This is a genomic window from Streptomyces daliensis, assembly GCF_054782395.1.
Window position 1 is genome coordinate 1 of record NZ_BAAGSO010000011.1, and the last position, 21,190, is coordinate 21,190.

The window sequence follows — 21,190 nt, forward strand, 5'->3', positions numbered from 1 at the left end:
GCACCGGACACCCCCCACCCACGCACCCACAACCACGGCCGAAACCCAGAACCACGCGGCGCCAGCCGCGTCGTACCGCAACCACACGCCGCGCCGAAGCCACACAGCCGCACCCGAACACGGCGCCCAGCCCAACGCAGCGCACCGTGCGACGGCACAAAAATCAGCGCGGGACCCTACAGTGCGCACCACACCGGCCAACCGTCCCGCGCAACACCCCCGGCGAACCGGGCAACCCTTTGAGCTAGCGGAGTTCCCCGCGGAGGCGCATCGCGCGGAGGACCAGTTCCAGCTCGAAGCGTAGGTCGGGATCGTCGATGTCGTCGCCCCACAGTTCACGGATCTGCCGCAACCGATACCGCACCGTCTGCGGATGCACCCCGAGCCGCCCGGCGACTTCGGGCGCCCCGCCCCGCGTCTCCAGCCAGGCGAGCAGCGTCTCGGAGAGACGGCGGCTGTGCGTGGGCCCGCACTCCGCGAGGGGGGCGAGTCTGCGCCGGGTGAGACCGTCGATGAGTTCCTCGGGCGGCAGCAGCACGAGCGCCTCCGTGTGCTCGGTGCAGTACAGCAACTGCCCGCCCGGCAGCAGCCCGCGCTCCATGAGCGCGACGGCCGCCTGCGCCCAGCGCAGCGACTTCGCCGCGTGGGTGACCGGCACGGGCGGCCCGACCGCGCCGGCCCACCCGGCGGTGGCCCGCCGGAGGAGGTCGAAGCGGCCCGGCACCTCGGGTTCGGGCACCACCATGCGGGGCTGCTCGCAGTCCATGTCGAGAAGCACCTCGTCGCCGACGGCGGGCGGCACGGCCGAGCGCGCGGGGCGTACGAGGACCCCCACGGCGACCGTGCGCGGCACCGGCCAGCCGATGCGCGCGGCGCGGTCGGCGAGCAGGTCGCTGGGGTCGGCGGCGCCGCCCGCCGTCGCCCTGTGGTGGTCGGAGAGCAGCAGGTCGAGCAGCCGTCGCTGGAGCCGCAGGCGTTCGCCAGCCTGCCGCGCCGCGGCCTCCGCGTAGCCGCGTACGGACTCGGCGACCAGGCCGTCCAGATACTGGAAGCCGGACTCGGCCAGTTCGTACATGGCGGGCGGCGGGATCTCCATCTGGGTGCCGATCTCGGCGAGCCTGCGCCAGGCGAGGCGGATGCCGAGCCGGTAGATGGCTTGGAGCGAGTCGAGGCTGCGGCCCTGCTGGACCTCGCCGCGGCCGAATTCCTGGAAGACCTGCGGCGGCACGTGCGGGCGGTCCATGCCCGTCGACAGGTGCTCGACGAAGTGTTCCAGCGCGCGGCGGATGCCGATGAGGGCCATGGGTTCGCCCGACTCGTCGACGACGAGCGGCAGCCCCGGGTACTCGCGGCGGATCGCGCGCAGGATGTCCTCCGCGAGCACGGGCACCTCGGCGAGGGCCCGTTCGGCGAACCGCCGGATGCGCAGCGGCGGTACGTCCTGCCAGGCGGAGCGCGCCGAGGTGGACACGGGTGTCGCCACGCTCACTCCCCCGCGTCGGACTCGGCGGCGGAGGAGGACGAGGACGAGGCGGACGGGGAGGGCGAGGCGGACTCGGACTCGGAAGCGGAGGGCGAAGCGGACGCCGACGGCGAAGACGTCGCGGACGGCGTCGCGTTGGGGGACGAGCGGAAGTGCACGAGCGGCACGTTGGGCTGCTCGGGAGTCGCGTTCAGCGCGGCGACGATCCCCAGGGCCGCGGCGACCGCGAGGACCGCGGCGACGACACAAGTGAGCCCTGCGGCAAGGAGTCTGTGCATGACGCGGCGAACCTCTCGTCGTGGTGCCGTGAATGCGCACCGGCCCCGCCCCAGGGCCGACCCCTCTGTGGTTGCCGAGTGTCGAAGAAGCATTGACGGCGTGTCAAGACTCCGCCTACGGTTTCCGCCCCATACGGAGCCTTCACGGTCTTCACCTCGCTTCTTCGAACGCGCACTGCCGCAACGCGGCCCGATACCGCACCACTTCACACCCGGAGTGCACCGAAATGCGCCGTTCCGCCTCTCCGCTCTCCCTTGTCCTCCTGGGCCTCGGGGTTTTCCTGCTCGTCCTCGCGCCGATGCTCGCCTGGTACGTCGAGCCACGCGCCAAGCGCACCCCCACCGACATCAACATGACCTCGGTCTTCACGGGCAAGGGCAAGTACTTTGACCAGGAAGACCTCAAGACCAAGGATGACCAGAAACTCACTGTCACCCGTCGCGTCCTGGGCGATGTCGCCGCGAGCGAGAAGAGCGGCCGGGCGGTATGGGACGTGTCGCAGACCATCGACAACCCGACGACGCGCAAGCTCGACGATCCACGCCAGGCGTTCCAGTGGACGACGGAGCGCTGGGTCACCGACCGCGAGACGAACCTCCCTGTGCGCTGCTGCAAGCTGAAGCCCGCGAACACCTCGGGCGAGGCGTATCTGAAGTGGCCCTTCGACGTGGAGCAGCGCACCTACAACTGGTGGGACAGCAACCTCGGCGCCACCGTCCCGCTGCGCTACGCGGGCCGCGAGAAGGTCGAGGGCTACGAGGGGCTGCGATTCAAGGGCACCGTGGAGCCGTCCAGGGCGGGCACCCGGCAGGTGCCGGGGATGCTGGTGGACCGGCCCGAGAGCGGGCAGGTGCAGGCCGAGGAGTGGTACGCGAACTCCGGTCTTGAGTTCGTCGTGGACGAGCGCACCGGGCGCATCCTCGACGCCGCGACGGGCCCCAAGGTGACGCTGCGCGCCCCCGGCGGCGAGAAGGACGAGGTCACACTGCTCCAGAGCGACGCGCTGGAGTTCGACAAGGCGACCCGGCGCGAGGCCGTCGAGCTGGCAAAGGCGGACAACGACAAGCTGGAGCTGGTCGGGGCGACAGCACCGCTCGGGGCCACCGTCCTGGGCGTGCTGCTCGCGGCGGCCGGGACGGTCCTGCTCGTACGGGGAGTACGGGAAGAACGGGGCGGACGGCACAAGCGCGAGGGGGAAGTGTGACCCCGGCATGTGTGACCCCGGTGTGTGTGACCCCGGCATGTGCGGCCGACCGGACGCGGCGCACTCACGAGAGCGCGAAGTGATGAAGCGTCAGTCCGTTTCCGCGCCGAAATTGTCACCCCCGTGAGTAGCCCTGGCACGGAAGCGCGGCGAACACTGAGCCTTCCAACGCGCACCGCCCCCGCACCGCCCCTCGCAGGACACGCACGACCGGCACAATCCCGCCGGGCCCGCCCCACGGCCCGCGCGGGTCACGCAGGTTCCGCAGCCCCCACACGTACCGCATGCACCGCTCGCAATGCCCGTACCGCGTACCGCACGTACCGCCCGTACCGCACCCTGAGAACGAGTTGGAGCACCTATGCCCCAGCACGTACGACCCTCCCTGGTCCCCCCACGCGGCGTGCACGTCCCCAGCGCACAGGCAGCACCCGCACAGGCAGCCGCACAAGCACCCGCACCCGCACAGCCACCAGCACAGACGCCGCGGCGGCAGCGCACCGTCGAGCCAGGGTCCCCCCGACGCATCGTCTTCCTCGCCAGACGCGACCTCGGAAACCCCGCAGCCGGCGGTTCCGAGCTGCTGATCGACCGCATCGCCGACGGCCTCACGGCCCACGGCCACCAAGTGACCCTGCTGTGCGGCGGACCCGCCGCCTACCGCGACTACCGCGTCGTGTCGGCGGGCGGCGACGCGGACCACTTCCTGCGCGCCCGCCGCGCGTTCGCCCGTCAGGTGGGCGACTGCGATCTGCTGGTCGAGGTCTGCAACGGCATGCCCTACCTCGCGCCGCTGTGGCACCGGGGGCCGACGCTGTGCTTCGTCAACCATGTGCACACCGACCTGTGGGGCATGCGCTACCCGGCACCCGCTGCCCGCCTCGGCCGCCGCCTCGAACACTGGGCGCTGGCCAGCAACCACCGCGACAACCTCAAGGTCGCCGTCTCCGGCTCCACGGCCGAGGCGCTGCGCGAACTGGGTGTGCCGGGCGACGAGATCCGCATCGTGCACAACGGCGTCGAGGAGCCGGGCCCCCTGTTACCCAAGTCCCCCGAGCCGCTGTTCCTGGCGATGGGGCGGCTCGTGGAGTACAAGCGCGTCGACCTCCTCCTACGCCTGTGGGAGCGGGTGCGGCCCGTGACCGGCGGCAGGCTCGTCATCGTCGGCGAAGGGCCCGAGCGGGCCCGGCTCGAAGCGATGGCGGGGCCGGGCGTCACCTTCACCGGGCATGTGACGGAGGCCGAGAAGCACCGGCTGCTGTGCCAGTCCTGGCTGCTGCTGCACCCCTCGCTGGTGGAGGGGTGGGGACTGGTCGTCACCGAGGCCGCCGCGCGCGGCACGCCCGCAGTCGGCTTCGACATCCCCGGACTCCGCGACTCCGTCGAGCACGGGGTGACGGGTCTGCTGGCGGGCGGTGACAGTTCCTTCGCCGCGCACTGGTGCGCGCTCGCGCTGTCCGCCACCCGTCGCGAGGCGCTGGGCGCGGCGGCCGAGCGCAGGGCGGCCCGCTTCCGCTGGGCGAACACGGTGCGCGCGTTCCGCGCCGTCGCCGCCGAGGCCTACGCCCGCTCCCAGCGCTCCCCGGCGCCCCCGCTCACCGCCACGCCCGCGAACCCCGCGCCCGCGCCCGTCCTCGCCTCCACCGCCGCCAGCGCTGCCACCGCCGCCACCGTGCGGGCCACCGCCGTCCAGGCCACCCCCACCCCCACACCCGCGCCCACACCCGTACCCACCCCGCCCCCCACTCCCGCGCCCGCCGACCGGCCGGTGCAGAGACGAGCAGAGCACTTCAAGGGGCGGTGAGCGGGCTTTGCGGGATCCCTCCATCAGAAGATCGGTCGCCCTCTTCCGCGCCTTCATGCGCGAGCAGGAGGACCCGGAGCACTGCTACGGCCTGCTCGCGCGCGACGCCGCCGCGCAGGTCGAGCGCTACGTACCCCTGGCGGGCGCGACGGTGGTCGACGTGGGCGGTGGCAGCGGGCACTTCACCGAGGAGTTCCGGCGGCGCGGAGCGCAGAGCTTCCTCTTCGAGCCGGACCCGCGCGAACTGCGCGCGCGGGGCCGCGTTCCCGAGGGCGCCGTCGTCGCCGACGGCTATCTGCTGCCGCTGGCCGACGGCGCCGCCGACGTGTGCTTCACCTCCAACGTGCTGGAGCACGTCGCCGATCCGCGCACCTTCCTCTCCGAGCTGGTGCGCGTCACCCGCCCCGGCGGGCTGATCTACGTCTCCTTCACCAACTGGTACTCCCCGTGGGGCGGCCACGAGATGGCCCCCTGGCACTACCTCGGCCACGAACGCGCCCGCGCCCGCTACCGCAGGCGCACCGGGCACGAGGCCAAACACGCCCTGGGCGAGAACCTCTTCGCCGTGCACATCGGGCCCACTCTCCGCCAGGTACGGGCCCGCGAGGACGTCAGCGTCGTCGCGGCCCGGTCCCGCTACTGGCCCTTCCTCGCGAGCGCCGTCACCCGCGTACCGGGCCTGCGCGAGTTCGCCACCTGGAATCTCCTCCTCATCCTCCGGCGGTGTCCCACATGACCACGACCGTCCAGGCACCACCCCAGACCCCCGGCACGGCGCGCACGGCGGACCCGGCGCCGCCGCCCGAGCCGCCGCGCGGCAAGCGCTGGCTCTTCGGGTTCTGGGCGGTCGTCTTCGTCGCCTTCCTGGCCAAGTCGCCGGGGAAGACGACCTTCGAGACCAAGCTCGGGGTGGCCACCGACCCCTGGCAGTTCCTCGGCGACCTCGGCGGGCTGTGGCACGACCGCGCGGGCTTCGGCGGGATCGCCGACCAGTACATCGGCTACCTCTTCCCGATGCTCCCGTACTACGCCCTCACCGACCTGCTCCAGATCCCCACCTGGCTGGCCGAGCGGCTGTGGATGTCGCTCGTCGTGGCGACGGCGTTCTGGGGGGCGCTGCGGCTGGCCGAGCGGTTCGGCACCGGCTCGCGCGCGACCCGGCTGCTGGGCGCGGCCGTCTACGCGCTGTGGCCGACGTTCACCATCGTCGTCGGCTCCACCTCGGCCGCCGCGCTCACCGGCGCCGTGCTGCCCTGGGTACTGCTGCCCCTGACGTCCACGACCGCCTCGCCCCGGGTGGCCGCCGCCCGCTCCGCGCTGCTGATCCCCTTCATGGGCGGCGTCAACGCGGCGTCCACGCTGGCCGCGCTGCTCCCGGCCGGGCTGTACCTCGTCACCCGCACCGGACGCAGACGCACCGCGCTGCTCGCCTGGTGGCTGCCCGGGGTGGTGCTGGCCACGCTGTGGTGGACGGTGCCGCTGGTGCTGCTCGGGGTGTACGGCGAGGACTTCATGCCGTACGTCGAGAGCGCCAGGACCACCACCGACACCATGTCGGCGGCCGAGATGCTGCGCGGCGCGGGCAACTGGACCGCGTACCTCAACTTCGGGGAGCCCTGGCTGCCCGCGGGATGGACCGTCGTCACCAGCGTGCTCGCGATCCTGGGCGGCGCCCTCGCCGCGGCGCTCGGCCTCGCGGGGCTCGCCCGTCGCGACGTGCCCGAGCGCCGCTGGCTGGTGGTCACCGTGCTGACGGTCGCTGGCATCATGCTCGCCGGGTACGGGGGCGCGCTGGGTGCGCCCTTCGCCGACGGGGTGCAGGCGTGGCTGGACGGGTGGCTGCGGCCGTTCCGCAACATCTACAAGTTCCAGCCGGGGCTCGCCCTCGCGCTCGCCTTCGGCCTCGCCCATCTGACGGCGCTGGCCGCGCGCACCGAGGGCGTGCGCCCGATGCGGGGGCGGCGGCTGCTGCCCGCCGTCGCGGCGCTGGTGGTGCTGCCGGGTCTCGCGCTGCCGTACGTGAACGGGCACGTGCTCCAGCCCGGCGCCTTCGAGAAACTCCCTGACCACTGGAAGCAGACCGCGAGCTGGCTGGAGGACCACTCGCCCGACAGCCGCGCCTACGTCACCCCCGCCACCGCGCACGGCGTCTACACCTGGGGCTCCCCCATCGACCAGCCCCTGGACGTGCTCGCCGACTCCGCCTGGGCGCAGCGCGACTACGTCCCGTTCGGCACCCCGGGCAACCGGCGCGCCATGGACGCCGTCGAGCAGGCGCTCACCACCGGCGGCGAGGTTCCGGGGCTGTCCGCCTACCTGGCCCGCGCGGGGCTGCACTACGTCGTCGTACGCGGCGACCTCGACCCCGACCAGGTCGGCTACGTGCCCCCGCAGACCGTCAAGCGCACCCTGGAGATGTCCGGCTACCAGAAGGTGAAGAGCTTCGGGCCCACCCTCACCATGGGCCGCATCCCCGAGGAGACCCCGCTCCAGATCGCGGGCCTCTACCCGCGCGAACGCGCCGTCGAGATCTACGCGCCCCAGGACACCCCGCGCCCGGCCGAGGTGGACGCGAAGGCCGTCGCCGACACCGTGCGCGTCAGCGGCGGGCCTGAGTCGCTGCTCCAGTTGTCGGCCGACCCGGCCGTCGCAGAGCGCCCCAGCGTGCTGACCGGCGACAACCACCCGGGCCTCGCGTCCCCGCCGCTCCAGGTCCAGGCCGACGGACTGCGGCGCGCCGACACCCGGTTCGGGCTGGTCAACACCAACACCTCGTACACGTACACCGCGAACGAGCGGAACCACCCCGACAGCCTCCAGGACCCGGGCGAGAAACCCAAGCAGATCCTGCCGACACAGGGCACGGGCCACCAGACGGTGTCCACGCTGCGCGGCGCGAAGTCGGTGACCGCGTCCAGCAGCGGCAACTGGCTGTTCCACCTGCCCCAGTACGACCCGGCGAACGCCTTCGACGGCAACCCCGAAACCGCCTGGGCCGAGGGCAGCGCGGGCGACGCCGAGGGGCAGTGGCTGCGGATCGGGTTCGAGAAGAAGACGGACGTGCCCTCCTCGATCGAGGTGACCCCGCTGCCGTCGGACGCGACCCGCGCAGCGCCCACCAGCGTGCGCGTGGAGACGGAGCACGGCAGCAGGACCAGCCCGCTGCGCACGGACGGCTCGAAGCAGGACGTCAAGGCGCCCAAGGGCAAGGCAGACTGGATGAAGATCACCATCGAGGGGGCGCAGAACCCCAGGCCGGGGCTGTCGGGCGCGGGCTTCTCGGAGATCAACGTGCCGGACGCCGACGTACAGGTCACGCGGCTGCTGAAGCTGCCCGCCGACGCGGAGCGCGCGCAGGCGACCGACAAGGCGGACGGCGAGATCGTCTCGCTGCACCGCGGCAGCGACCCCGGCGGCCTCTCGCCCGCCGCGTCGGAGACCGGGCTGCACCGCCAGTTCGGCACCGAGGACGACGGCGAGTACGACATCACCGCGCGCGCCCTGCCCGTCGCCAGCGGCGAACTCGACCGGCTGCTCGACGAGGTGGCACCGGGATCACGCGACCGCATCACCGCGTCCGCCGACTCCACGGCCCGCACCGGCACCTCGCTCAGCGCCCGCAACCTGGTCGACGGCGACCTGACCACGGCCTGGGTCGCCGGGGACAAGGCGACGGTGCATCTGAGCTGGCCGGGCAAGAAGGAGATCAGCGAACTGGTCCTCGCCGCGGCGGGCGGCATCTCGGCGCGCCCCGAAGAGGTCCGCATCAGCTCCCCCGACGGGGCCGCGACGGCGGGCGTCGACAAGAACGGCTGGGCCCGCTTCGAACCCATCACCACCGACGAACTGACCATCACGGTCACCAAGACGAGGCCACTGACGGTCCACAACCCCGTCGCCGACCGGAACCTCCAGCTCCCCGTCGGGCTCAGCGAGGTGCACGTGCCCGCGCTGGAGGATCTGCGGGTGGGGCGGCCCGACGCGGACGAGGAGTTCGACCTGCCCTGCGGCCAGGGCCCGATGCTCGCCGTCGACGGCACGCTGCACGCGACGAAGGCGTCCGGCAAGGTCCGCGACCTCACCGAGCGGCGGCCCGTCGACGTCGAACTGTGCGCGGCCGAGGCGAAGGACGGCAGCCTGGACCTGGACAAGGGGAACCACACCGTCGAGGCCGGGGACACCGGGCCACTGGCCATCACCGACGTCACCCTCAGCAGGGGCGACGCCGCCTCGGCGGGCGAGGAGACCGAGACCGGCACCGGCGCGACGGGGGATCCCGACCCCGGCGAGTCCCGCGAGGTGTCCGCGATCGACTGGACGGGCGACCGCCGCACCGTACGGGTCGGCGACGGCGCCGCCTCGTACCTCCAGATCCACCAGAACGTCAACGAGGGCTGGAAGGCCACGCTCAACGGCAAGGAGCTGACCCCGCTGCGGCTGGACGGCTGGCAGCAGGGCTTCCTGGTACCGGCGGGCGAGAGCGGCGTCGTCGAGCTGGAGTACGGTCCGGCCCGCTGGTACGAGGGCGGGCTGATCGCGGCCGGTATCGGCATCCTCGCGCTGCTGGGGCTCGCGTTCGTCCGCAGGCGCGACGGCACCCCGCTGGGTGAGGAGGGCGTGCTCCCTGCCCCCGGCTGGGTGCTGGGCACGGTCGCGGTGACGCTCGTCGTGGCGCTGGTCTCCGGGCCCTACGCGCTGGTCGTCCTGGCCCTCGCGCTGCTGGCCAGGTTCCGCGCCGGGCTGCTGGTGCCGCTCGCGCTGGTGGCCATGGCGGGCGCGGGCATCGCCGTCGCGCTGGGCCCGGATACGGCGCTCACCGACGGCCGGGGCGCCTTCGGGCACCCGGCGCAGGCACTGGCGCTGCTCGCGCTCGCGGCGGCGCTGGTCACGCTGCCGGTGCGGGAGGTTGAGGCCGCGCCGGAGCCGAGGACGCCGATGTACGGGCCACGGCCGCCCGAGTTCGAGCCGGGGCCGCAGCAGGCGGAGCCGCTGCCCGCCGTGCCGCCCGGCACCGGCGCTTACGGGCCGCAGCGGCCAGAGCCGGGGGCGGAGGCGGGTCCCGGGAACGGGTCCGAGGGCGGGCCCGGTGCGGGGGCGCCGCCGCCAGGGCCGCCCGGCGCCGCGCCACACCCCGGACACGGGCCCGGAAGCGCAGGCGGAAGCGGAAGCGGCGGGCCCGGAAGCGGAACCGGCACCCAGGACCGCCCTGGCCCCGACACACCACCGCTGGGCACGACGCGCCCGCAGTCACCGCTGCCCAAGCGCCGTCGCCAGGCCCCAGAGCAGGGGGAGGAACCCACCCCATGACCGCACTCCAGTCCGCGCGGCACGGACTGCCAGGCCGGCCGCCGGAGTCGACGGGCACCGTCCCGTTCCCCACGGTGGACGAGATCACCCGGCACTGCCTGACCGACGACGAGCCGGAGACCGTCCACATCGAGATCCACCTGCCGCACCGGCCGGACCCCGACCGGCTGCGCGCCGCCGTCGGCGAGGCGCTGCGCCGCCATCCGCGCATCCTCATCCGGCAGGAACCGACGCGCTGGTGGCACCGCCGCTACACCTGGCGGCTGACCGGCACCCCGGACACCGACCCGGTCTCCTATCCGGGCGGCACCCTGGAGGAGGGCCGCCGCCGCGCGCTGGCCGAGTGCCCGCCGCTGGACGCGTCCCCGCCCGTCCGGATCGAGGTCATCGAGCACGAGGGGCGCTGGGTCCTGCTGGTCACCATCAACCACACGGCCCTGGACGGCCCCGCCTGTCTGCGGGTGCTGGCCACGGCAGCCGAGCTGTACGGGGGCGCCGACAACTCCCCCGCGCCCCCGCCCGTACGCACGGCTGCGGGCGGGGGCGCGGGCGGGAACGGGAATGGGAGCGGCGAGGAGGACGCCGGGCCACCGCCGGGGCCCGCGACCTCGCCGTGGACGCGCCCCGCCCGTATCGCCGCCGACACCACCCACCCCGGGGCCGCGGGCAACGGCATGTTCATCGCCGACCTGCCCCTCCCGGCCCGCCCGCCGCGCGCACCGGGCAGGCGCAGCCCGTACACCGTCAACGATCAACTGCTCGTGGCCACCTGGATCATGTGCGCGCGCTGGAACCGGATGCACGAGCAGCCGGTGCGGCCCGTGCGGATCACCATGCCGGTGGACGACAGGCCGCGCACGGCGGAGATGCCGATCGGCAACGGGACGCGGCTGGTCGAGGTCACCTTCGGGCCCGAGGAGCGCGAGGCGCACGAGACGCTGACGGCCTCCGGCGCGCCCGACCACCGCGCCATCGCCCGTATGCTCCGCGCGACCTCGGCCCGCACCCGCGCGCTGAAGTCCGAGAACCGGCCCCAACTGGGTTTCGGCGGCGACCTGCTGACAAAGCCGGTGCTTCCGGTCGGGGTGCGGGCCGCGTACGTACGAGGGCTGCGGAGCGCGGCCGGGCCCTGGGCCTCGACCACGCTGCTGTCCAACATCGGCCGCATCCCCTACCCGCTGGACTTCGGCGACGCGGGCCGCGCGCAGGCCGTGTGGTTCTCCGCGCCGGGCAAGTCGCCGCGCGGCCTTTCCGTCACGACGGTCTCCACCGGCGGACGGCTCCAGCTCGCACTGCGCTGGACGCACGCCCGCCTGGACGACGCGGCAGGCCACAGCCTCGGCGCCCTCTTCGCCCGCTCCCTGGCCTCCACGGCCTACACCCCCGACGAGGAGGACTCGTGACCCCGTCCCCCGGCACCGGAACGGGCACCAGTACCGGAACGGGCCCCGCCGCAGGAACCGGCCCCGGCGCCCGCACCGGCACCGGCACCGACGTCCCGGCGGGCGGCGCGTCGGCGCGTGCGAGCAACGGCACGTCGGCGGGTGCGGGCGACGCCACATCGACGGGCACGCACAGCGATCCGTCGACAGGCACGGGCAACGACTCACCGGCGGCCACGGGCAACAGCACATCGGCGGACACGCGCAACGGCACATCGACAGGCACGGACAACAGCACGTCGACGGGCACGCACAGCAACCCGTCGACGGACACGCGCAGCGCCACATCGGCGGCCACGGGCGCCAGCCCGTCGGCCCCGTCGGCCGCCTCCGCCGAAGCGCCCGATGGTCTGCGCGAGCTGTACGAGGATCCCGCGACGCCCGTCGCCTCGGGCCCCGACAGGTCGCGCCGTCAGGCGGCCGTTCTCGCGCGCGCCCTGCGCGGGTCCGCGGCGCCGCCCGTCATCCTGGACATCGGCTGCGGCGACGGCACGGCGGCGGCCACCGCGTCCTCGACGCTGGACGAGCTGCTGGGCGAGCACCGCCTCGTCGGCGTCGACTGGTCGCAGGACGCGCTGCGCCGCGCCTCGACACGGCTGACCGCCGTACGAGGCGAACTCACCGCACCCGGCCTCCCGTTCGCCTCGGGCTCGGCGGACGCGGTCGTCTTCAGCGAGGTCATCGAGCACCTGGTGGACCCGGACGCGGCACTCGACGAACTGCGCCGCGTCCTGCGCCCCGGCGGCCATCTGCTGCTGTCCACGCCGAATCTGGCCGCCTGGTACAACCGCGCCCTCCTGCTGGCCGGGACCCAGCCGGTCTTCTCCGAGGTGTCGCTGCGCGGCATACACGGCCGCCCCGGCTCCCAGGTCGTCGGCCACCTCCGCCTCTACACCGCGAAGGCGCTGCGCTCCCTGCTGCCCGCCTCCGGGTTCACCGTCGAGGGGATCACGGGGGCGCCGTACCACGATGTGCCGCGCCCCTTGCGCCCGTTGGACCGGCTCGCGTGCCGGGCGCCCTCGCTGGCCTCGATCCTGCTCGTCCACGCGAGGAAGTCGGGGCACTGATGCTGTGGGGGGTCGCGGCGGCGCTGCTGGCCAACGTCCTCTTCAGCGCGGGCTTCGTCATCGAGAAGCGGGCGCTGTCCTCGCTGCCGCCGCTGTCCGCGGCGCGCCCCGGACAGGTCGTGGCGCATCTGCTGCGCAGCCCCCTGTGGCTGCTCGGGGCGATCTCGCTGCTGCTCGGCTTCGCCGCGCAGCTCGCCGTCTACCGCACGCTGCCGCTCGTCGCGGCCCAGGGGCTGTTCGTCACGGGGCTGGTGATGCTCCTGCTGCTGTCGGCGCTCTTCCTCGGGGAACGCTCCACCGGTCGGGAGCGGCAGGCGATGGTGGCGATCGTGGCCGCGCTGGTCATGATCGTCTTCTCGCTGCACGAGAGCACCGAGAAGATCAGCAAGCTGGCGCCGCTGCCCGTGCTGCTGGCCATCTGCCTCCCTTCCCTCGCCCTGGCGCTCGGCCTCTTCCTCTCCGCCGAGCGCCGCTCGCGCCGCCGCCACCGCCTGCCGACGGCGGGTGTGCCGTACGGGGTGGCCGTGGGCTTCCTCTACGGGGTGAGTTCGCTCGCCATCAAGGGTGCCGCCGGACTCATCGACGTGGCGGACGTCCCCGGCACGGCGATCGCGATGCTGACCTCGCCGTACCCGTACATCCTGCTCTTCACGGGCTCGACGGGGCTGATCCTCTCCCAGACCGCGCTCCAGCGGTGCAGGGCCTCGCTGATCGTGCCCGTGTGCACGACGGTCAACTTCCTCTTCGCCGTCGTCAGCGGCACCATCGCCTTTGCCGAGCCGCTGCCGGGCGAGCCCCTGCGGCTGGCGCTGCGGCTGGGCGGGGCTGCGCTGGCCGTCTCCGTCCTGCTGGCCCTTCCCCGTCACGACGAGCCGGCGCCGGACGCCGCACCGGAACCCGGACGCGAGTCCGATACGCCCCCGTCACCGGAACCCGGCACCACCGGAGCCGAAACCGAACCCGAAGCCAGCACCGGAACCGGAACCGGAACCGGAACCGGAACAAGCACCGCCGACGCCCCGGCCCCCCACCACCCCGAGCCCAGGAAAGGCAGCGGCCACCATGTCCACCCTCTCCCCTGACGACCCCCTCCTGAAGATCCTCGCCTGCCCCCTCGACAAGGGGCCGCTCGCTCTCCTCCAGCCCGAGGAGGCGCTCTACAACCCGCGCCTGCGCCGCCGTTACCCCATCGTCGACGGCATCCCCCAGCTCCTCCCCTCCTCCGGCAAACAGGTCGGCGACGAAGAGCACACCCAGCTCCTCAAGCGCATCGACCTCCCCGAGGACCCCGGGGGCCCCGAGGACTCCTCGTCATGACCCTGGCAGCCCGCCTCGCCCCCCACCTCCCGGCCCGCTTCGTCACCACGGCGACGGACCTGCTCTACCCGCGCTTCGAACCGGAACTGCGCCGCCTCACCGACTTCTGCCCGCCGTACGGCACGGCCGTCGACATCGGCGGCTGGTACGGGCCGTGGACGCGCCGCCTCTCCCGGCGCGCCGACCGCGTCGTCACCATCGAGCCCGTCCCCCACCTCGCGCGCGGGCTGCGCGCGACCACGCCCCCGAACGTCGAAGTCCTCCAGGCCGCCGCCACCGACCACGCGGGCCGGGCCACCCTCTGGCTCCCCGCCGACGGCCGGGGCGACCGTGGCGTCTCCTCCCTCGTACGCAGGCGCGAGGTCCACGACACCGCGCTCGACGTGCCCTGCCTCCCCGTGGACGAGCTGGCGCTGACGGAGGTCACGCTGCTGAAGATCGACGTCGACGGCAGCGAACTCGCCGTCCTGCACGGCGCCGAGCGCACGCTGCGACGCTTCGGCCCCGCGCTCTTCATCGAACTGGAGCTGCGCATCCAGCCCCTCTCCCCCGTCCTGGGCCTGCTGACCTCGCTGGGCTACACGGGCTGGGTGCTGCCCGAGCGGGACTGGGTGCCGCTGGCCTCCTTCGACCTCGCCTCCCACCAGCAGCACACCGCGCACGTCGCCGAACACGGCCTGCTCCGCCGCTCCCTCGCGCCGAACCGTCGGCGCTACGTCAACTCCGTCCTCTTCCTCCCCGAAGGCCGCACCCCGGGAGACGCGGGAGACCCGGGGACCCCAGGGGACCCGGGGGACGGGCACGGGCACAGGACGCGTTGACGCGTTGACCTTCAAGTAGGTCGAAGCCCAATGATGTGCGGGTGCCGCCTTCCGAACTGATGCCCATCGGGGTGTTCGCCCAGCGCAGTGGCCTGACCGCCAGCGCGCTGCGCTTCTACGCCGACTCAGGGCTGCTGCGTCCCGCCGAGACCGATCCCGCCTCGGGCTACCGCTACTACGGCGTCGGCCAGGTGGCGCGGGCGACCGCGCTCCGGGCGCTCCGCGAGATCGCCATGCCCCTTCCCGTCGTCGCGGCCGTGCTCGAAGCGGAGCCCGGTGAAGCCTCCCGGCTGATCGACGAGCACGTCGCGAAGGTGCTCGGGGACGCGGCGGCGGTGCGGCGGAAGGCCGCCGCCATCAAGTCCTCGCTCGCCGACGTGCCCGGCGTACTCGACGTACCCGGTGCACCCGAAGATTCCGGTGAGCCGATCGCCTCGCTCATGGGCCCCGTGCTGGCCGACGCGGTCGAACAGGTACTGGCCGCCACCGTCAGCGAGCCCGAGCTGCCGGTGCTGGGCGGCCTGCGCATGGAGGCCACCCCCGAGGCGCTCACGCTGACGGCGACGGACAGATACCGGCTCTCCACGCGCACCCTGGTGCCCGTCGAGCCGCCGACGAGGACGTGGGCCGCCACCGTCAGCGGCGACGAGCTGCGCACGGCGGTCGCCGAGGTCCGCCGCAGCGCACTGGTGCGCATCGAAGCGGACCCGCACGGGATCCGGCTCCGCGTGGCCGACCGGGGCCGCCAGAACCCGCACTGCCGACTGCTGCCGCAGGAGTTCCCCGACCACAAGCTGCTGCTCGCCTCGCTGGACGAGGTCACCACCCGGGTGACGGTCGCGAAGGACGCGCTGCTGCGGGGGCTGGAGGAGCACCCGGGCGAGCGCGTCACGCTCCAGGTGACCGGCGACGGCGTACGCGTCCTCCCCGCCGACGGCACCCTCACCGGGGCGGCCCGTCCCGGGACCCTTCTCCCGGCGACCGTGACGGGCCGTGACCTCCTGATCCGGTTCGAGCTGACCACACTCTACCCCGCCGTCAGCACCGCCATCGGCCCCGACGTACTGCTCGACCTGCGCGGAAGCGACCAGCCCGGCACCGTCCGCTCCGCCGACCGGGGCGACCTCACCACCCTGGCCATGCCCGTCGGCCCGCGAAACGGAGGCACATCCACATGACCACCACCCCCGCCACCGCGACCCCCACCACCCCTGACCCGGCCATGGAGGCCATCGGCCGAGCCGTCGCCGAGGGCCAGGCCGGGGACGTCGCGGGCGCCCGCGACCGGCTCCTGGAGCTGTGGGCGTCGATCGGCGTCACCGGCGACGCCCTGCACCGCTGCACCCTCGCGCACTACCTGGCGGACCTCTACGACGACCACGCGCAGGCCCTGACCTGGGACGTCCGCGCCCTGGACGCCGCCGAAGCGGTGACCGAGCGGCGCATCCAGGACCACCACGCCGGTCTGCGCGTCGCCGCCTTCTACCCGTCCCTGCACCTCAACCTCGCCGACAACTACCGTCGGCTCGGCTCCTTCGCCGCCGCCACCGCACACGTCGAACAGGCCGAGCGGCACGCCCCGCACCTCCCCCGGGACGCTTACGGCGACCTCATCCGCACCGCCCTCCGGGAGGTCGCCGAGGCCATCGCCCGACGGGACACCGCCCGCCGCGCCTCCGCGCCAGGGCCCACCGCCTGACGCGCTCAAGCTGACTTCCTCGTACGGGTACGGGCGGTCTTCTTGGCCGCCGTCTTCTTCCCCGCCGTCTTCTTGGCGGACGCGGTCTTGGACGCGGTCTTCTTGGCGGGAGCGCTCTTCTTGGCCGACGACGCGGTCTTCTTCGCGGCCGTCTTCTTGCCGGTGCCCTTCCGGGAGGAGGACGCGGAGGATGCGGAGGACGAGGCCGACTTCTTCGTACCGCGCTTGCTCGACAACTGGTGCACCGTCGCGTCCTCGTCCTTGCCCTCGCCCCGCGACTTCTTCGCCGCCTGCACGCTGCTCTCCAGGACGGACATCAGGTCCACGACGTTGCCCTTGCCCGAGGAGGCGGGCGCCTTCTCGGCCGCCACTGCCGCGTCGCCGCCCTCGGCCTTGGCCTCGACGAGCCGCTCGACGGCCTCGCGGTACTCGTCGTGCAGTTCGTCCCAGTCCAGGTCACCGAGCGTGTCCATCAGCGTGTCCGCGAGGTCCAGCTCGGCGTCCCGCACAGTCACGTTCCCCTCGGGCGCGACCCCGCTCACGCGGCGGATCTCGTCGGGCCACAGCATGGTGTGCAGCGCGAGCACGTCCTCGTAGACGCGCAGCATCCCCAGGCTCTCCCGCCCCCGCATCGCCAGCTTGGCGACGGCCACCCGCCCCGAGCGCTTCAGCGCCTCGCGCAGCAGCGCGTACGGCTTGGCGCCGCCCTGGCCGTCGACGGCCAGGTAGTAGGAGCGGTCGAGCTGGATCGGGTCGATGTCCTCGGCGGGCACGAAGCCGAGGATCTCGACGGTCTTCGCCGTCGGCAGGGGCAGCGCGGCCAGGTCCTCGTCCGTGAGCTGCACGGTCGTGCCGTCGTCGGTCTCGAACCCCTTGCCGATCTCCTCGCGCGGCACCTCCTCGCCCTCCAGCTCGCACACCTTGCGGTACCGGATGCGCCCGCCGTCGGTGACGTGGAGCTGGTGGAAGGAGACGCTGTGGTTCTCCGTCGCCGAGACCACCTTGATCGGGATCGTGACCAGGCCGAAGGATATGGACCCTTTCCAGATAGAACGCATCCTTTGTCCCTTCTGTGGGACTCTCAGGGTATGCCGTACACGGAGATCGAGGGCCACCGTCTCGCGCTCAGCAACCTGGACAAGGTGCTCTACCCGGCGTCCGGCTTCACCAAGGGGGAGGCCCTCCACTACTACGCCTCCGTCGCCGAAGCCCTCCTCCCCCACCTCCACGGCCGCCCCCTCTCCTTCTTCCGCTTCCCCGACGGCGTGGAGGGCGGCGGCTTCTTCGCGAAGAACGTCCCGCCCGGCGCCCCCGACTGGGTGACCACGGCCGAGGTCACCCACGTCAGCCGAGAACCGCTCCACCAGGTGCTGGTCGAGGACCTGGCGACGCTGGTGTGGGCGGCGAACATCGCGGCGCTGGAGCTGCACACCCCGCAGTGGCGCGTGGACCGCGTGGACCGCGTGAACAGCGCGGACCGCGTGGGCACCGGCAACCTCGCCGACCGCCTCGTCTTCGACCTGGACCCCGGCGAGGGCGCCACCCTCCTGGACTGCCGCACCGTAGCCCTGTGGATCCGCGACCGGCTCGCCGACGACGGTCTCACGGCCCTGCCCAAGACCTCGGGCGCCAAGGGCCTCCACCTGCTCGCCGCGATCACGCCTGCACCGTCCGCCGCCGCCTCGGCCTACGCCAAGAAGATCGCCGAGGAGGCGGAGGCGGCCCTTCCAGGGCTGGCGCTCAGCCGGATGACCAGGGCGCTGCGCAAGCGGAAGGTCTTCGTCGACCACTCCCAGAACGCCGCCGCCAAGACGACCGCAGCGCCGTACACGCTCCGGGCCAGGCCCCGCCCGACCGTATCGGCGCCGGTCACCTGGGACGAGCTGGAGGCCGCGACGTCGCCGGACGAGCTGATCTTCCTCGCCCCCGGCCTCCCCGCCCGCCTGGAGCGGCACGGCGACCTCCTGGCCCCGCTCCTCACCCCGGCACACGCCCGCCCGCTCCCGGCGTAGCGCGACGCGGGAGCGGGCGGGGAGCGCGGGGTCGCCGAAGCGTGACGCGTCCCTCACCCGGGAGGCGTCACGTACCGCAGGTCACGTATTGCTCGTCCCCCAGTCGTCGTCCAGCGGCGTACGCTGCCCCCGCAGGGACCGCACCCGGTCGCTGACCGAGTCGGGCAGCCGGTGCCCGACCTTCTCGCTGACGACCCCGGCGGCCTTCGACGCCGCCTCGCGGCCGGTCTGCGCGGCGGACTCGGTGGCGTTACGGACCGCCGGGTTCTCGGCGACCCGGTGCGCCGCCTTCCGTAGCTGCTCATAACGCTCGCGACCGGCGCGTGTCCCGAGCACGTACCCCACGGCCAGTCCAGCGACGAACGTGAGCCGGTAGCGCATGGCTACACCCTTCTTTCGGTTCTCTCGATCCATGGATCTCTCGGTGCGGTGGGCCGTACCCATACCGATTTCGGAGTACCCCCTGGCATGCGCTAATGTATTGCTCGCAGCGAGGGAACGCCCCCGGGAACGGGTCGGCGGGTCCGAGCAGAGCAGTCCCGTGTAGCTCAATCGGCAGAGCAGCCGGCTGTTAACCGGCAGGTTACTGGTTCGAGTCCAGTCGCGGGAGCACAACCCGAAGGGCCCCATCAGGGGCCCTTTTTCTTTGCCCGGTACGACTGTTGGGCAATAGCGGGAACCGATCACCCCGTGATCGAAGTCCTCACCTGCGTACGACCACCCCCGGCGCGGGCGGCAGATCGTATGAGCAGCTATGCTGCGGCAGACACGGCGCGTACAGATGTACGCGCGCCGTTTCGGGGCGGTAGCTCAGCCGGTTAGAGCAGCGGACTCATAATCCGTCGGCCGTGGGTTCGAGTCCCACCCGCCCCACCTGTTGCCGTGGGCGCAGAAACGATCTGACCTGCGGAAGCGTAAGAGGGGGGTCGCCGCGCGGTCGCGGTGGCCCCCCTCTTCGCTGCCCGGACCAAGATCCAGTGGCCCTGTGGTGGCCCGCGTGGCGTCGACGAGGGGTTCGAGAGGGCTTTCGGGTGCCTTCCGGAGACCCCGTACCACGTTGCCTTCTTTGCGGTCCCGCAAGAGGGTCACTCACTCTCTTCGCCACCTCCTGACGTCCATGCCTGGCGTCGGCGTCAGGACTGCCGCCACCTTGCGGTCACCGTCGGCGACGGCACCAGCTTCCCCACCGCCGCCGCCCACCTCGCCTCCTCCCCCGAGCTCACCCCCACCACCAACTCCTCACGGACCTCGATCCGCGGCGAACACGCGCCGCGAGGCGGCAACCGGCAACTCAAACGCGCGATACCCCTCTCCGCGTTCGCCACCCTGAATGCCCCCGCCTCCCACAACTACTTCGACAAGGGACACCCCCGAGCCCAGTGGTCCGTCTTCGTCCCGAGGAAGAGCCGAAGGGCGTCAAGCCATGACCCCGCCCCGACAAAGCGTGCCGCGGCATCGACCCCGCCATCCGCACGTGGACCGGCCCGGTCCCGGCCGCGTTCCTACACGCCGCTGACCAGCGCAGTGCTGAGGAATCGATGGTGAACGATCCCTCCCCTGGGGCATCAGCGCCCTGTCCGTCGAACTGCTCGCACCGATGCCGACCCGGCTCGGCTCCGTGTGCCGCTGACTGAACCAGACCTGCGCGCCTGGCAGCCGCACCAGGTCATCCCGTCGCGCACTGGACACAACAGAACACTTGGCCTACGAAATCACGGCCCTCGCGCTTCCAGCACACCCCTCGTACCTGGTGCGGTGGGCCAAGATGCACTGGCACGTCGAGCACGACTATCGCGAAGTCGCAACACGGCTTGGGGCTGGACCACTTCGAGGGCCGCAGCTGACGCGGCTGGCACCGCCACGTCACCCTCGCCACCGCGCCCAGGCATTTCTCACCCTGCGCAGGCGCGACCCAAATGTCCACACACCGGCCTGCCCTCTATCAAGTCCTCGACGCGCTGCAAGACCCTCCGCGGGACCGCTGCATATCCGCCGCCCAAGAATCCTGAGAATGCAGAAACGCCCACCGGCGGGAGAGCGCCAGGAATATGCGACGCAGACCACCAGGTCAGACATGCCCCGCGAAGAGGCTCCGCCCGGAGCACCTCCGCTCGCGCGGAGAACGTTGGTAACGAACATCACAGATGACGACGTACCGGCGGATCACCTCCGCAGGAGCGGAGAAGCCAGGACCGGAACGGACTGAACAGGACCAGTTCGGCAGGAGCATACGTCGATGCCCGGCTAATCCTTTCTAGGTAGCACAGGAAAGCACCGGCCCCCACCAGCAAAAACAGCAAGCCGAACCTCCGGATTCCCCACTAACGATCGACGGCGAATTTCCGAATACTAGAGCGATTTGCCACCCTCTTGAGCTCATTCATTGGTAGACGGTAATCAGCGACATCTTCTCGACCAGCGGCAGCCGCGAAGATCACCCCCTCACACTTTACGTTTCGGTACGGAACAAACGCCCGGCCAGTCGAACGGTGAATTCCCAAAGTAATGAATTGAATCCGGTCAACGAGCGCGCACAGGCGAGCCCTACAGGCACAATTAAGAAGCTGGCGCCGACACGCCACCCCCGGCGGCGGATCAGCAGCTACTGTCACCTGGCGACGCACCGGCTTAGCTCTCCAGGCTCCGCAGCAAGCGGAGTCACAGAGGACACAGGCCGGGGACAGAAGTAGCCTTCGCTCTTGCTGTGGACCTCAGTACAACCATGAGAGCGGCTTCGATCACTCCAGAGTGTCGG

Annotated in this window: 16 protein-coding genes, 2 tRNA genes and 2 pseudogenes; 16 read left to right on the plus strand and 4 right to left on the minus strand. The window is 72.4% G+C overall.

The annotated features are described in order from the left end of the window. Positions 1-244: 244 nt before the first annotated feature. Entirely contained in the window at positions 245-1,483 is a 1,239-nt protein-coding gene (locus ACYVOO_RS03235; protein WP_461014122.1) for a helix-turn-helix domain-containing protein, read from the minus strand. 2 nt (positions 1,484-1,485) lie between these two features. Beyond that, on the minus strand, positions 1,486-1,761 hold the full coding sequence (locus ACYVOO_RS03240; protein WP_461014123.1) for a hypothetical protein: 276 nt from the start codon (positions 1,759-1,761) through the stop codon (positions 1,486-1,488). A 227-nt stretch (positions 1,762-1,988) separates the two neighbouring features. On the opposite strand from ACYVOO_RS03240, the gene ACYVOO_RS03245 reads away from it, so the two are divergent. The 11 genes from ACYVOO_RS03245 to ACYVOO_RS03295 all read left to right on the plus strand — a co-directional run bounded on the left by ACYVOO_RS03245 (position 1,989) and on the right by ACYVOO_RS03295 (position 16,423). Continuing rightward, the gene (locus ACYVOO_RS03245; RefSeq protein ID WP_461014124.1) at positions 1,989-2,966 is read left to right on the plus strand and encodes a PorA family protein; all 978 of its coding nucleotides are present in this window, start codon (positions 1,989-1,991) and stop codon (positions 2,964-2,966) included. A 361-nt stretch (positions 2,967-3,327) separates the two neighbouring features. Beyond that, positions 3,328-4,770: a glycosyltransferase family 4 protein gene (locus ACYVOO_RS03250; RefSeq protein WP_461014125.1), complete on the plus strand. Its 1,443-nt coding sequence runs from the start codon at positions 3,328-3,330 to the stop codon at positions 4,768-4,770. Between the two features lie 7 nt (positions 4,771-4,777). Continuing rightward, a complete protein-coding gene (locus ACYVOO_RS03255) occupies positions 4,778-5,506 on the plus strand; it encodes a class I SAM-dependent methyltransferase (protein WP_461014126.1) in 729 nt (242 codons plus the stop codon). Then, positions 5,503-10,077 (plus strand): alpha-(1->3)-arabinofuranosyltransferase domain-containing protein, encoded by a 4,575-nt coding sequence (locus ACYVOO_RS03260; RefSeq protein ID WP_461014127.1) that lies wholly within the window; start codon positions 5,503-5,505, stop codon positions 10,075-10,077. The genes ACYVOO_RS03255 and ACYVOO_RS03260 overlap by 4 nt, the downstream gene beginning before the upstream one ends. Continuing rightward, positions 10,074-11,480, plus strand: a complete 1,407-nt coding sequence (locus ACYVOO_RS03265; protein WP_461014128.1) for a condensation protein — start codon at positions 10,074-10,076, stop codon at positions 11,478-11,480. Before ACYVOO_RS03260 ends, ACYVOO_RS03265 begins: the two co-directional genes overlap by 4 nt. A 389-nt stretch (positions 11,481-11,869) precedes the next feature. Further along, positions 11,870-12,586: a class I SAM-dependent methyltransferase gene (locus ACYVOO_RS03270; RefSeq protein ID WP_461014148.1), complete on the plus strand. Its 717-nt coding sequence runs from the start codon at positions 11,870-11,872 to the stop codon at positions 12,584-12,586. Then, positions 12,586-13,668, plus strand: coding sequence for a DMT family transporter (locus ACYVOO_RS03275; RefSeq protein ID WP_461014129.1), 1,083 nt, complete (start codon positions 12,586-12,588; stop codon positions 13,666-13,668). The genes ACYVOO_RS03270 and ACYVOO_RS03275 overlap by 1 nt, the downstream gene beginning before the upstream one ends. Continuing rightward, entirely contained in the window at positions 13,649-13,903 is a 255-nt protein-coding gene (locus ACYVOO_RS03280; protein WP_461014130.1) for a Trm112 family protein, read from the plus strand. Before ACYVOO_RS03275 ends, ACYVOO_RS03280 begins: the two co-directional genes overlap by 20 nt. Further along, the gene (locus ACYVOO_RS03285) at positions 13,900-14,724 is read left to right on the plus strand and encodes an FkbM family methyltransferase (protein WP_461014131.1); all 825 of its coding nucleotides are present in this window, start codon (positions 13,900-13,902) and stop codon (positions 14,722-14,724) included. Before ACYVOO_RS03280 ends, ACYVOO_RS03285 begins: the two co-directional genes overlap by 4 nt. Before the next feature lie 41 nt (positions 14,725-14,765). Next, positions 14,766-15,902, plus strand: coding sequence for a DNA polymerase III subunit beta family protein (locus ACYVOO_RS03290; protein WP_461014132.1), 1,137 nt, complete (start codon positions 14,766-14,768; stop codon positions 15,900-15,902). Then, positions 15,899-16,423 carry a hypothetical protein gene (locus tag ACYVOO_RS03295; RefSeq protein WP_461014133.1) on the plus strand — a complete coding sequence of 175 codons (525 nt, stop codon included), beginning with the start codon at positions 15,899-15,901 and terminating at the stop codon, positions 16,421-16,423. The genes ACYVOO_RS03290 and ACYVOO_RS03295 overlap by 4 nt, the downstream gene beginning before the upstream one ends. Positions 16,424-16,428: 5 nt before the next feature. Here ACYVOO_RS03295 and ku read toward each other — a convergent pair whose 3' ends face one another. Further along, positions 16,429-17,481 (minus strand): non-homologous end joining protein Ku, encoded by a 1,053-nt coding sequence (gene ku, locus ACYVOO_RS03300; RefSeq protein ID WP_461014134.1) that lies wholly within the window; start codon positions 17,479-17,481, stop codon positions 16,429-16,431. A gap of 30 nt (positions 17,482-17,511) precedes the next feature. Here ku and ligD point away from each other — a divergent pair, with 30 nt between their 5' ends. Further along, a complete protein-coding gene (gene ligD, locus ACYVOO_RS03305; protein WP_461014135.1) occupies positions 17,512-18,435 on the plus strand; it encodes a non-homologous end-joining DNA ligase in 924 nt (307 codons plus the stop codon). 81 nt (positions 18,436-18,516) lie between these two features. Here ligD and ACYVOO_RS03310 read toward each other — a convergent pair whose 3' ends face one another. Then, positions 18,517-18,816: a YtxH domain-containing protein gene (locus ACYVOO_RS03310; RefSeq protein ID WP_453351027.1), complete on the minus strand. Its 300-nt coding sequence runs from the start codon at positions 18,814-18,816 to the stop codon at positions 18,517-18,519. Positions 18,817-18,972: 156 nt separating this feature from the next. On the opposite strand from ACYVOO_RS03310, the gene ACYVOO_RS03315 reads away from it, so the two are divergent. The 4 genes and pseudogenes from ACYVOO_RS03315 to ACYVOO_RS03330 all read left to right on the plus strand — a co-directional run. Then, a tRNA-Asn gene (locus ACYVOO_RS03315) sits at positions 18,973-19,045 on the plus strand. 189 nt (positions 19,046-19,234) lie between these two features. Further along, positions 19,235-19,308, plus strand: a tRNA-Ile gene (locus tag ACYVOO_RS03320). Between the two features lie 217 nt (positions 19,309-19,525). Continuing rightward, a pseudogene (locus ACYVOO_RS03325) lies at positions 19,526-19,815 on the plus strand (transposase); the annotation flags it as partial. Between the two features lie 367 nt (positions 19,816-20,182). Continuing rightward, positions 20,183-20,342: pseudogene (locus ACYVOO_RS03330) on the plus strand (IS701 family transposase); the annotation flags it as partial. Positions 20,343-21,190: the final 848 nt, after the last annotated feature.

Bases quoted from the DNA above. Each gene is read 5' to 3' on its own strand.
- ACYVOO_RS03250 (WP_461014125.1), top strand. From the start codon at position 3,328: ATGCCCCAGCACGTACGACCCTCCCTGGTCCCCCCACGCGGCGTGCAC.
- ACYVOO_RS03295 (WP_461014133.1), top strand. From the start codon at position 15,899: ATGACCACCACCCCCGCCACCGCGACCCCCACCACCCCTGACCCGGCC.
- ACYVOO_RS03265 (WP_461014128.1), top strand. From the start codon at position 10,074: ATGACCGCACTCCAGTCCGCGCGGCACGGACTGCCAGGCCGGCCGCCG.
- ACYVOO_RS03245 (WP_461014124.1), top strand. From the start codon at position 1,989: ATGCGCCGTTCCGCCTCTCCGCTCTCCCTTGTCCTCCTGGGCCTCGGG.
- ACYVOO_RS03310 (WP_453351027.1), bottom strand. From the start codon at position 18,816: ATGCGCTACCGGCTCACGTTCGTCGCTGGACTGGCCGTGGGGTACGTG.
- ACYVOO_RS03275 (WP_461014129.1), top strand. From the start codon at position 12,586: ATGCTGTGGGGGGTCGCGGCGGCGCTGCTGGCCAACGTCCTCTTCAGC.
- ACYVOO_RS03280 (WP_461014130.1), top strand. From the start codon at position 13,649: ATGTCCACCCTCTCCCCTGACGACCCCCTCCTGAAGATCCTCGCCTGC.
- ACYVOO_RS03260 (WP_461014127.1), top strand. From the start codon at position 5,503: ATGACCACGACCGTCCAGGCACCACCCCAGACCCCCGGCACGGCGCGC.
- ku (WP_461014134.1), bottom strand. From the start codon at position 17,481: ATGCGTTCTATCTGGAAAGGGTCCATATCCTTCGGCCTGGTCACGATC.
- ligD (WP_461014135.1), top strand. From the start codon at position 17,512: ATGCCGTACACGGAGATCGAGGGCCACCGTCTCGCGCTCAGCAACCTG.
- ACYVOO_RS03240 (WP_461014123.1), bottom strand. From the start codon at position 1,761: ATGCACAGACTCCTTGCCGCAGGGCTCACTTGTGTCGTCGCCGCGGTC.
- ACYVOO_RS03285 (WP_461014131.1), top strand. From the start codon at position 13,900: ATGACCCTGGCAGCCCGCCTCGCCCCCCACCTCCCGGCCCGCTTCGTC.